We start from the raw sequence: 12,198 nt of genomic DNA on the forward strand, positions 1-12,198 counted from the left end.
CTCAGGAAGCTGAAGAACGGCAGCAGCACCTGGCCGGTGACGAACATGTGGTGCGCCCACACCGACATCGACAGGGCCGCGATGAGCAGCGTCGCGGCCACCAGGCCCTTGTAGCCGAACACCGGCTTGCGACTGAACACGGGCACAACTTCGGTGATGATGCCGAAGAACGGCAGCGCGATGACGTACACCTCCGGGTGCCCGAAGAACCAGAACAGGTGCTGCCACAGCATCGGCCCGCCGGTCTCAACATCGAATACGTGCGCGCCGAGCACCCGATCGGCAGCCAGGGCGAACAGCGCCGCTGCCAGGAACGGGAAAATCATGATCACCAGCAGGCTGGTGACCAGCATGTTCCAGGTGAAGATCGGCATCCGGAACATGGTCATGCCAGGGGCCCGGAGGGTCAGGATCGTGGTGATCAGGTTGACTGCTCCCAGGATCGTGCCGAGGCCGCCGATCGCCAGGCCGACCACCCACATGTTGCCGCCCATGCCCGGCGAGTGCAGCGAGTCGCTCAGCGGCGTGTAGGCGAACCAGCCGAAGTCGGCGGCGCCACCGGGCGTGAGGAAACCGGCCATGGTCACCAGCGTGCCGAACAGGTACAGCCAGTACGCGAACGCGTTGAGCCGCGGGAACGCCACGTCCGGAGCGCCGATCTGCATCGGCACCACATAGTTCGCGAAGGCGAACACGATCGGCGTCGCGAAGAACAGCAGCATGGCGGTGCCGTGCATGGTGAACAGCTGGTTGTACTGCTCAGGGGAGAGTACCTGCATGCCGGGCCGGGCCAGCTCGGCCCGCATCAGCAACGCCATGATTCCGGCGATTACGTAGAACACGAACGACGTGATCATGTACATGATCCCGATCTGCTTCGCGTCCGTCGTACGCAGGATCCGGGCCAGCGCCGACCCTGGCACTTGCCGGCGAACCGGGTGGGGCCGAGTGGGCACCGGCTTGGGGGCGACTGCGGTCATGCAAACTCCTCAGCTGCACGGGAAGAAGACTGCGGTCCTCCCTGTTATAAACCGCGAATCACCTCATTTGTCTAGTATTTAGCAATACATGTATTTCTTGCAGAACGACGGCGACCTACTGTTGCTCTGAAGCAATGGCTACGCTTGGCGCGACCTGCCCATCGTCCGGACGGACACCAGGCTCGCCCGAGCCGCCGAGCGATCAGCCGGCACCACCGAACAGCGGTCTCGGCTTCGTGTTCGGCGCGAGGTGGGAAACGTGCGCTACAACGTACGCACAGATGTGACGAACCGAAGGACCTCGTTCCGGAGCACTTCAGCGAGCTGCGACAGCCCCGACGTGTCAGACCCGACGCCCCCGTCGACAGCCCTGGCGATCCCGTCGACGAGGCCGCTCATCTCGCGAATGCTGGCGGTGACCGCCTCCAGCACGGACACAGCGTCGGTGGCCGCGTGCTGAACCATGGTCACCTGTCCCCGGATCTCCTCGCTGGAGGAACTGGTCTCATTGGCCAGCGACTTGACTTCGCCGGCCACCACGCTGAACCCGCGCCCCAACTCGCCGGCTCGTGCCGCCTCGATGGTGGCGTTCAATGCCAGCAACCTGGTCTGGGCGGCCACGGAGTTGATCAAGTCGACCGCTTGCCGGATCTGATCTGAGGCCGCGCGCAGGGAGGTGACCGTCTCCAGGCCGCGTTCCGCATCCGTCACCGCGTCGCGAGCGAAGTCAGCCAGTCCGTTCGCCGACGCCCCCATCTGCGTCGCCGCGGTGGCGACCTGCTCAGATACGGTCAAGACAGCAGATTCCAGCTCGTCAGCCAGGGCAAGCCGCGACCGCTCCGCCTCTACAACCTGTGCGGCGGCCATGTTCATCTGCTGACTCGACCGGGAGATCTGCGCTGCGGCCTTACAGAAGACGCCCGACAAGCCGTCAGTCAAGAATCGGCGGTAGAATCGACCTTCGGCAGCCGCTGCCAGTGAGGCGCTGGACTCCCGGACGAACCCGTCGGTGATATCGAGGAGCCTGTTGACCTTGACACGTGTCGCACGGGCGACGTCGGACCCGTCCACCGCCGCAAGCCGAGCCTCCAGGTCACCGGCCGTTGCCCGGTCGCACAACTCGCCGATCAGACGCAGCACATCGCCATCGCTCACCACCGGCGCCGGCGGTCGCTCCCGGCGGCTCATCGACCGCCACCGTTCGTAAGGTCCCAGACGAATTCGTCGTACGTCACACCGAGGCCGGAGAGCGTTTCCTGCAGCATCCGCCTACCGGCTTCCAGTCCTGCAGGCGGACTGGCATGGCGGCGTTCCTCGGCCCGCAACTGTGCGTAAAGCTTCGATGCCGCTGCCATTCCAGCCGGCTTGGGCCTGCGCCGGCTGGAGTGGTACCCCACGATCCGGTCATCCTTGTCGAAAGACGGCGTGACATGAGCGAAGACCCAGTAATGGGCCCCGTCGGCAGCCAAGTTGAGCACGTATGCGAACAACTCGCGGCCGTCTTTCACGGTGTCCCACAGAAGCTCGAACACAGCGCGCGGCATGTCAGGGTGCCGGATGAGATTGTGAGGCTTGCCGGTGGCGTCGCTCTCGTCGAGAGCCGAGACTCTCAGGAAGACGTCGTTGGCGTACGTGATCACGCCACGTGTGTCCGTCTTGGTAACGATGATCTCGTCCTCGCGGAAGGTCCGCTCAACACCGGTCGGCGTGACCCGAGTTGGCTTCATGATCCTATGGTCGCCGTACGCATCCCAAGTTGAGCGCGGTTTCGGCGAAGTAGATCTGCCACCGACATGGTTCAACTGCTCAGTTTCCACCAGCGGAACCGGCCTGCGTAAAAGGCGATGCGGGTGCTCACCGGCGTCACGTCGAACAACGCGGCCCGCGTACGCAGCAGCGGGTCCGGCAACTCGTAGCCGGTTGCCGGACCCGGTCGATCACCTGCCGTTAGTGCTGCGCCCAGTCGCCGAGCGACCAGTCGCGTACCTCCGGCATGTCTTCGAGGTGCTCGACGACGTACCGCTCGTGACGCTCGAGCTGCGCCTCACACCAGGCCTTCAGCTCGCTGGCTCCGCTGGGTAGCCGCTTGGCGTTATTGATGGCGTCCATAACGAGGTGATACCGGGAGGCCCGGTTGCGTACCGTCATGTCGAACGGTGTGGTCGTGGTGCCCTGCTCGATAAAGCCGCGCACCCGGAACCGGTCGGCGTCAGGCCGGCCGTGTACCAGCTGATGGATGGCGCCCGGGTAGCCGTGGAAGGAGAACACCACGTCGACATGGTCGGTAAACAGCTCACGGAACATGGTTTCGCTCATGCCGTGCGGGTGGTCCTTCGGACGTGGCAGTGTCATCAGGTCAACCACGTTGACCACGCGGACCTTCATCTGCGGCAGTTTCTCCAGCAGGATCCGGGCGGCCGCGACGGTCTCCATGGTGACGACATCGCCGGCGCACGCGAGGATGACCTCAGCTACGCCCACCTGCTGCGACAGGAAGAAGGTGGCGGTCTTTCACCTCCACTCGAACAACAGCGCCTCACGGCGCACCGGATCAGAAGGTTAAGGGTCCGAGTCCCTTCGGGCGCACAAAAGATCGAGGCTGTGATCTGCGGAAACAGGGGTCACGGCCTTTTTGTTTCCCATTTTCAGCCTCCGAGATCTCGCACAGTGGGAGCGTGGTGATCGGGTGGTGATCGCGTGTCGCCGAGGTGCTCTGTCCATAATGGATTGCAGCGTTGAGCAGGGCTTTCACGACGCGAATCGAGGCGGGACGGACACTCCCCGCGGTTACTGTCTGTGACGCTTGCCGGGGTGTTTGTCGTCCCGGTCGGGGCCGTGTTACCTCACTGGTCCGCTGGCGCGGGGGCGAACCGCGGGGGCCGTCCGCGCGGTCACCTCGGTCAGGTGCGTACCGTGATTTGGCGTGCGTTGTTCAGCGACGGCGGCGGGCACGCAGCACTGTCTTGAGCAACTCGCCGGTGATCAGGATGGTGGAGGCGACGGCGGTGCAGGTGAGCCATTGCCCTGGGGTGAGGTCGGTGGTGGCGAACAGGTTGTGTGCGACATCGAGCTGCACGATGACGGCGAGCAGTGCCACGACGAGGCCGGTGGCGGCGAGCGCGGACCGGTTGTGCAGAGTTTCAGGACTGAACACGGTGCGGATGTCGGATCGGACGTTGAGCAGGTTGAAGGCCTGGAACAGCACGAAGGTGACGAACGCCATGGTGCCGGCGGTCGTCGCCTGGCCGAGTTCGGGCGCGGGCCCTGGCGCCCAGACGAGCACGGCAAGGGTGCCGCCGGCCATGACGGTGCTGGCGAGCAGGACCCGCAGCAGTCGTCGCCGGTTGAGGATGTGTTCGTCGCGGCGGCGGGGCGGCTGGCGCATCGCGTCGGGGCTGACCGGGTCGACGCCGAGCGACATCGCGGGCGGCCCGTCCATGACCAGGTTGACGAAAAGGATCTGCAGCGCGGTGAACGGCGCGCCGCCGGCGATACCGGTCAATGACGCGATCAGGAAGGTCATGACGAATCCGAGCGCGGTGGAGACCTGGAAGCGGGTGAAGTTGACGATGTTGGCGTACACGCCGCGGCCTTCACGCACGGCCGTCACGATGGTGGCGAAGTTGTCGTCGGTCAGGACCATGGTGGCGGCTTCCTTTGTCACCTCCGTCCCGGTCTTGCCCATTGCCACGCCGATGTCCGCCTTGCGCAGGGCGGGTGCGTCGTTGACGCCGTCGCCGGTCATCGCGGTCACCTCGCCGCGCTGCTGCAGTGCGCTCACGATCCGGATCTTGTGGCTGGGCGATACCCGGGCGACGACCCCGATGTCGTCGAGTTCACGGGCGAGGTCGGCGTCGTCGGTGATGGTGTCGAGGTCGCCGCCGGTCACTGCCCGGCCGGGGATGCCGATCTCGGCGGCGATCGCGGCGGCGGTGGCGGCGTGGTCGCCGGTGAGCATCCGGACCTTGATCCCGGCGTCACGGCATTGCTGGATGGCCTGTTCTGCTTCCGGGCGTGGCGGGTCGACGATGCCGGCGAGAGCAACCAGGACCAGTTGATCGAGGATGTCCTTGGGGTCCTGGGACGGTGTGAAGGTCTCGGCGGGGAAGTCTTGAACGGCGACGGCCATCACCCGCATGCCCTGCCCTGCGATGTCCGCGTTCGCTTGATCGTGGCGTTGCCGGGCGGCAGCGTCGAACGGCCGGACGTGGCCTGTGTCGCCTAGGTAGCCGCCGGCCCGGGCGGCGAGCACATCCGGGGCTCCCTTGACGAAGCAGCGGATGACCCTGCGGCCTTGCTCGTCGGTCCAGTCGTGGAAAGTGGCCATGAACTTGTAGTCGGAGTCGAACGGGATGTCGAGCACGCGGGGGTGCTGTTTGCGTAGTGCGGTGACGTCGATGCCGCCTTTGGCGGCGAGCACGACCAGCGCGCCTTCGGTGGGGTCTCCTACGATGTCGCCGTCGCGAAGCACGGCGTCGCTGCACAGGGCCATCGGCACCAGCGCCGGGTCGAGAGGTCCGTGCGGCGAGCCGCCGTCGGCGTCGATGCGCCCGTCGGTGGAGTAGCCCTCGCCCGAGATCCGGTATCGGCGGCCGGACATCAGCAGTTCGCGGGCCGTCATCTGGTTGAGGGTCAGGGTGCCGGTCTTGTCGGTGCAGATCTGTGTGGTGCTGCCCAGGGTCTCCACCGACGCGAGCTTTTTGACGATAGCGCCGCGTTTGGCGAGCCGGCCCGTGCCCATCGCCAGGGTGAACGCCACCACCGCGGGCAGCCCTTCGGGGATGGCCGCGACCGCGAGGGAGACAGCGGTGATGAACAGGTCATCGAAGGGTTGCCCCCGGAGCAGGCCGAGGGCGAACACGACGACGATGACCCCGCCGGCGATGAATGCCAGCGTGCGGCTGAGTGCGTCGATCTGTTGCTGCAGCGGTGTCGAGGAGGGTTTCGCCTGGTGCAGCATGTCGGCGATCCGGCCGGTCTCGGTGCCCATTCCGGTCGCGGTGATCAGCACCTCGCCGTGGCCGCGGGTGACTGCGGTGTTCATGTAGACGGTGTTCACCCGGTCACCCAGCGGGGCGTCCTCGTCGACTGCGGCCGACGCCGACTTGGCCGACGGCTGGGCCTCACCGGTCAGCATCGATTCCTGGATCTCCAGTGAGGTCGCCGACAACAGCCGGCCATCTGCGGGCACCCGGTCACCGGCCTCCACGATCACCACGTCACCGGGCACCAGTTCGGTGGCGTCCAGCCGGACGACACGGCCGTCGCGGCGTACGGTCGCGGTGGTCACGCTCATCCGCCGCAACGCGTCGAGCGCGGCTTCTGCCTTCGACTCCTGCACGAACCCGATCGTCGCGTTGAGCAACACGACGAGCGTGATCGCGATCGGGGTCTCCCACTCCCGGCCCACCACCAGGGCCACCACCGCGGCGACCAGAAGGATGATGATCAGAAGATCCTGGAACTGCCGCAGGAACGCCCGCCATCGCGGCTGCTTCGGCACCTCGTCGAGCTGATTGCGGCCGAGCCGTTCCTGCCGATGCCGGGCCTCATCGGTGGCGAGGCCGTCCGCCGAGTCCGCGTTCAGTTCTTCCAGAAGATCGGCGACCGGCCGTGCATGCCATCCGGTTGCGGTCGCCGGGGCAGGGGCTTCAGCGGGCATCTCGGCTCCGTTCCGACCATTCCAGAATGCCTATCCGGGCGGCCCTGCGGGCCGTGATCAACCGTACGGGTACGCCGCCGTGCCTGTACGCGAGCGAGGCAACCGCACCAGAGCAGCCCTGGCCAGGGCCGCAGCAGGCGTGCTGATGGCATGTCACACCGGCACCCACAAGCCTCCATGACGGATACCGACGGGTAAAATCATGACGCCCATGGTGACCCGCTCGCGACCGATTAGCCGCAGCGACAGCTCAGTGACACCAGTGACAACTGGCTACGGCGATATACGCGAAGCTGCGGAGAGGACGTGCGTCATGAACGGATCAGTCGTAACGAAGGCCGTGGTTGCCTACGACGGGTCCCCGGCCGCGAACGCCGCGATCGAGGCTGCGGCGCAAATGTTCCCGCGCGCGCACGCTCAGATCGCCTACCTGTGGACTCCGCCGTTTGCCAACGACGATCTCCGGCGCCGGCTGCGGGCGCGTAACAGCAACCTCAACGAGTTGGTCGCCGCGATCGAACGCGAAGGTGAACAGGAAGCCGCCCGTCTGGTCGCCACCGGTGTGATGCTTGCGCGCGCCGCCGGGTGGGACAGCGAGCCCGTCGTGCAGCGTGCCTACGGCGGAGAAGGCCTGCACCTGGCACAGATCGCTGACGAGGCGCAGTCGGACCTGCTGATCATGGGCTCCCGCGGGCTCGGTGCTGCCAAGGCGTTCCTCGGCAGCGTGTCCGACATGGCCGTGCACTACAGCACCCGCCCGGTCCTGGTGATCCCCCAGCCGCTGCTGATCGACGAGTACGAGGCACTGCCGGACGGCCCGGTCGTCGTCGGCTGGGACGGCTCCGCCGGTGCTGACACCGCTTCCGCCACGGCCCGGAACCTGTTCCCGACGCGGGACCTGCACCTCGTTGCCGTCGACGACATCACCCAGCCCGCACCGCAATCCGGACCACGCGATCAGGCGTTCACCGCAGTCCACTTGCACAGCGGCCACGGTCACCAGGGCCGTGCCGTGGCCGACGCACTGACGGTTTACGCCCGCGAGCAGAAAGCCGCCGCCATCGTGGTCGGCTCACGCGGCCGTTCGGCCCTGGCCGAAATCGTCCTCGGCAGCGTCGCCATGGCGACCCTGCATCACGCTCACCGTCCTGTACTCGTCAGCCCTCCGCTCTCCCGCAAGATCTGAACAGGCCTGCCTCTCCGGCCAGCGGGGGCCCATTCGTCGATTGCCCGGTACACCTGGGCCACGTGCTGCTCATAGTTCGGGGCGTGCGGATCGGGTTCGAGGAACGTCAGGGCGGTACCAGCGACGCTGAGCGCCGACAGGGACCAGCGCTGTGGTGGGCCGTCGTCGAACGGGCTCGCGACGATCTCGGCGGCTCCGACGGCCGAGAAGTCCACCCACTACTTCGGCGACGAGCACGACGCTCGCGCGATGATCCAGCGATTGCGTATCACAGCGTCGGCCGGCGAAGACAACCGGGCTGACCGAGATCGACACCTCCGCGGGATCCGGCGGCTTCGAGGGCCGGGCGACAGTACCGGGGTCGGTGTTCACCTTCCCGGTCGATGACTCGGCGTTGCATCCGGCTGATTCGCCGGATTGGATCGTGGGCCGGGTAGGTCGGCCGGGCGAGCGAGGTGGAATCCTTGGCCGTAGCTGAGGCCGAGTTCGGCGAGCCGGGAGCGTTCGGCGGCCGTTTCGATGCCTTCGGCGATGAGTTCGGCGTCGGTGTCGGCCGCGAAGCTGACCAGCGATCTGGCCAGGGCGGCGCGCGCCGGGTCGGTGTCGATGCCCCGGACCAGAGAGATGTCGAGCTTAATGATGTCGGGTTGCAGTTGCAGGATGTGGTGCAGGCTGGCGAACCCGGCCCCGGCATCGTCGATGCTGAGCTTCAATCCGGCACTGCGCAGGCCTTTCAATGCGTGGCGCAGCTTTGCGTAGTCGTCGATCTGTGCGTGTTCGGTGACCTCGATGATGAGCTGGTTTCCGGCGTGTGCGAGGAGCATGTCGGAGGCTGCCGCGGTGAGAAGGGCATCGGCGGACAGGTTCACGCAGAGCGATGTCTCGTCGGGCAGGTCGGGCAGGCGTTCGAGTGCACATTGGACTGCCAGCAGCTCGAGATCAGTACCGAGACCGCTCTGTGTGGCTGCGGCGAACGCCCGGTCGGGGCTGGGGAAGATGTCGGGGTTGAAGCGGGCGAGGGCTTCGTAGGCAACGGTGACGCCGTCGGCGAGCTTGATGACCGGTTGGAAGACCATTTTTATCGCGCGCTGCTCGAGTACGGCCTTGACCATCTTTGTAGCGCGGTGGAACGTTTGGCGCTGCTGCGCCAGAGGTGAGCCCATGTGGTCGCCGATCAGTTCGGCGATGAAGGTCATGAACCGTACGGCTTCGCCGTCCAGCGCCGGGTCGGGGTTGCGGCTGACGCAGCACAGCATGCCGGCCGTGGCACCGCCCGGCCCGTGCCACGGCACACCGATGTAGGAGCCGATCCTGAGCTCGCGGGTAACCGGCAGATCCCGGGTGACCGGGTGGCGGCGCGCGTCGGCAATGATCGGCGGCAGCGTTCCCGCCACGACCCGGGTGCAGTAGGAGCCCTGCAGGTCGGTGCCTTCACCGACCGGGATGTTCATCGCCGCGATCTCGCCGCTCGCGGCGTGGATGATTTGCTGCCCGTCGGCGAAGGCGGATACCCACGCCACTTCTGCATCCAGGTGTGAGCGGACCAGCCACAAGAGCCGTTCGACGGCCCGGGAGTCGTGCTCGAGACCGGCCGGGCCGAGGACGTTCGCCGGTGTCGGTATGGGCACAACGGACAGCAGTGACACGGTGCTACTCCTCGATCGGCCATTGTTGTTCCTCGCCGGCCCGCAGGACGGTCTCCCCGGTCGGCTGATCATGTCGGCGTCAACCGCGCCGCCCTTAGCATTCTGGGCACCGCGGCCGACGACGTCTTCGCGAGGAGGCAGGACGGATCTGGCTTGAGAGCCACGACCAGGCGCATGTGGTCGCAACCCGCCCGGCTGATCGAGCACGGCCTGGTCCGTCCCAGCTTCGTCCCACCGCCGCGGGTGCGCCGGCTGCGTGATCTCACCCGATCCCGCACCAACCTGGTCCAGGAACGCACCCGCGAGCTGCAACGGCTGGAGAAGTTTCTGGAGGACGCGGGCATCAAACTGACCTCCGTCGCCACGCAAACCCTCGGCGTTTCCGGCCGAGCAATGATCGAAGCGCTGATCGCCGGGGAACGCGACCCACAGGTCCTCGCCGATCTCGCCTGCGCTCGGATGCGAGCAAAGATCCCGGCCCTGCGTGACGCATTAGTCGGCCGATTCGGCGACCATCACGCATTCCACTGCCGCGCGGCGATCGACCGCATCGACGGCATCGCTGCCACGATCGACGCACTGACCGAACGGATCGACGAAGAACTGTTGCCGCTGCAACCCGCAGTCATCCGGCTGAGCAGCATCCCCGGCATCAGCACCCGTCAAGCCCAGGTCATCCTCGCCGCGATCGGCACGGACATGGCCCGCTTCCCGACCGCAGGACATCTGGCCTCCTGGGCCGGCATGTGTCCCGGCAACCACGAATCCGCCGGCAAGCACTATGGCGGCGCCACCCGCCCGGCAGCAGTTAGGGTGCCGCGGCCGTCGCGGTATCATCGCTGCGGCGGACCGGGATGATGAACTCGGCATGGCCGCCGATCACCTGGATGTCGCCGGTTTCGTCGATGTCCAGACCGCTATCCGGAGTCCAGGACATGCGGTGCCTCCGCCAAGGCGGTACCGCACTGACTCCACCGAAACTCCAGCGCAGCCGGGACGCGGGTCTGTCAAGAAAACGGCTCTGGCGCTCTTTCGGTGGTAACGGAACGTGTTTTTGTCCATGTTGGATAGTAGTCTCGGTGTGCCGTTGATGATTTTGCTGGTGTGGTGTTCGGAGGGTTGACACCGCTGGTGATCGAACAGGTTGAGGACGTCGGCGACAGGATCGTGGTGCGTGCACGGACGCCGCCGGTGGCGGCGGCGTGCCCGGATTGCGGCGCGCTGACGGCACGGGTGCACGGCCTGCATGAGCGGACCGTGGGCGACGTTCCCCTCGATGCGCGGCGAGTGCAGGTCGTGGTCCGGGTGCGGCGGCTGGTCTGCCCGACGGTCGGGTGCCGCAGGACGTTCCGTGAGCAGGTCCCGGGAGTGCTGCAGCGCTATCAGCGGCGTACGGTACGCCTTCAGGTCCTGGTCGGGGCGGTGGCGCGGGAACTGGCCGGGCGTGGTGCGGCCCGGCTGCTGTCGAAGATGGCGATGCCGCTGTCGTGACATTCCACGGTCCGGGCGCTGCTACGGATGCCGTATGCCGCGCCGCCGGTTCCACGGGTGCTGGGCGTGGATGACTTCGCGTTGCGGCGCCGCAGCCGCTACGCGACCGTGCTGATCGATGCGCAGACACGCCAGCGGGTGGACGTGCTGCCCGACCGCAACGCCGACACCCTTGAAGCATGGCTTCGCGAGCACCCGGGTGTCGAGGTGGTCTGCCGGGACCGTTCCGGCGCCTACGCCGAGGCCGTCCGCCGGGCACTGCCCGACGCGATCCAGGTCGCCGACCGATGGCACCTATGGCACGGCCTGGGCGAGGCCACCCGCAGATAAGTCGCCGCGCACAGCACCTGCTGGACCCAAGGCCGGCCGGATGCAGGACGGCCCCCGAGCACGGAGGACCCGCGAGCGCTGGCAACAGATCCATGGCCTGCTCGAACGGACGTCGGCCTGCTCGAATACGCGCGCCGGCTGAACGTGTCACTGAACACCGTGAAACGTTATGCCCGGGCCGGCGAACCCGAACGGCTGCAACGCGCTCCGCAGTACCGGCCGACGCTGGTCGACCCGTATCGAGATCACCTACAGCGGCGTCGCGAGCAAGACCCCGCCGTCGGCAATCTCCAACTGTTCCGCGAAATCAAAGTCCTGGGATATGCCGGCAGCATGAACCTGCTCGTCCGATACATCACCCAAGGCCGCGTCGAAGGCGACCGCCCGTCGATGTCACCGCGCCGGCTGACCGGCCTCGTGCTGACCCATCCGGATCACCTCAGCGACGCCCAGCGCGAACGCCACCACGAGCTGACCACCGCCTGCCCCGAGATGATCGACCTCACCGGCCTCGTCGGTTCGTTCGCCGCCCTGCTCCAACCACGCGACGGAAACGATGCACGACTCGAAGCCTGGATCACCGCCGTCCGGGCCGCCGAGCTGCCCCACCTGCATACCTTCGCCCGCGGACTCAAACTCGACCACGAAGCCGTCCTGGCTGCGGTGACCATGCCCTACCACAACGGCGGAACCGAAGGCGTGAACACCAAACCAAACGGATCATGCGCCAGATGCGCGGCCGAGCATGGTTCCCTCTGCTACGCCACCGGATCTTCCTGAACTGAGACTACTATCGAGCTTCTGGAGTTGAGGTCACTCCTGTGTACACATCGCCGCTTTGAGTGATTCCTGCTGGTTCGGGTGTGCTGTCTAGTTAGGGCATGCGATACGGGGACGGCGGCG

Annotated in this window: 8 protein-coding genes and 1 pseudogene; 3 read left to right on the forward strand and 6 right to left on the reverse strand. The window is 66.6% G+C overall.

The features are described from left to right. The 5 genes from KXC43_RS49800 to KXC43_RS49820 all read right to left on the reverse strand — a co-directional run. The coding region (locus KXC43_RS49800) for a cbb3-type cytochrome c oxidase subunit I (RefSeq protein WP_221383349.1) at positions 1-980 on the reverse strand (980 nt) is incomplete at its 3' end. A gap of 264 nt (positions 981-1,244) precedes the next feature. Continuing rightward, positions 1,245-2,168: a methyl-accepting chemotaxis protein gene (locus tag KXC43_RS49805; RefSeq protein WP_221383350.1), complete on the reverse strand. Its 924-nt coding sequence runs from the start codon at positions 2,166-2,168 to the stop codon at positions 1,245-1,247. Then, positions 2,165-2,707 (reverse strand): PAS domain-containing protein, encoded by a 543-nt coding sequence (locus KXC43_RS49810; RefSeq protein WP_221383351.1) that lies wholly within the window; start codon positions 2,705-2,707, stop codon positions 2,165-2,167. Before KXC43_RS49810 ends, KXC43_RS49805 begins: the two co-directional genes overlap by 4 nt. Positions 2,708-2,927: 220 nt before the next feature. Next, positions 2,928-3,461 carry a phosphoketolase family protein gene (locus KXC43_RS49815; protein ID WP_308129620.1) on the reverse strand — a complete coding sequence of 178 codons (534 nt, stop codon included), beginning with the start codon at positions 3,459-3,461 and terminating at the stop codon, positions 2,928-2,930. Between the two features lie 451 nt (positions 3,462-3,912). Beyond that, positions 3,913-6,642, reverse strand: coding sequence for a cation-translocating P-type ATPase (locus KXC43_RS49820; protein WP_221383352.1), 2,730 nt, complete (start codon positions 6,640-6,642; stop codon positions 3,913-3,915). Positions 6,643-6,955: 313 nt separating this feature from the next. On the opposite strand from KXC43_RS49820, the gene KXC43_RS49825 reads away from it, so the two are divergent. Further along, the gene (locus KXC43_RS49825; RefSeq protein WP_221383354.1) at positions 6,956-7,828 is read left to right on the forward strand and encodes a universal stress protein; all 873 of its coding nucleotides are present in this window, start codon (positions 6,956-6,958) and stop codon (positions 7,826-7,828) included. Between the two features lie 368 nt (positions 7,829-8,196). Here the strand turns inward: KXC43_RS49825 and KXC43_RS49830 are convergent, their stop codons facing one another. Further along, positions 8,197-9,474, reverse strand: a complete 1,278-nt coding sequence (locus tag KXC43_RS49830) for a sensor domain-containing phosphodiesterase (RefSeq protein WP_308129621.1) — start codon at positions 9,472-9,474, stop codon at positions 8,197-8,199. Between the two features lie 243 nt (positions 9,475-9,717). On the opposite strand from KXC43_RS49830, the gene KXC43_RS49835 reads away from it, so the two are divergent. Then, the gene (locus KXC43_RS49835; RefSeq protein ID WP_221383353.1) at positions 9,718-10,332 is read left to right on the forward strand and encodes a transposase; all 615 of its coding nucleotides are present in this window, start codon (positions 9,718-9,720) and stop codon (positions 10,330-10,332) included. A 246-nt stretch (positions 10,333-10,578) separates the two neighbouring features. Continuing rightward, positions 10,579-12,080, forward strand: a pseudogene (locus KXC43_RS49840) (ISL3 family transposase). Positions 12,081-12,198 lie beyond the last annotated feature (118 nt).

This window comes from Paractinoplanes polyasparticus (assembly GCF_019710575.1).
Classification (GTDB): domain Bacteria; phylum Actinomycetota; class Actinomycetes; order Mycobacteriales; family Micromonosporaceae; genus Actinoplanes; species Actinoplanes polyasparticus.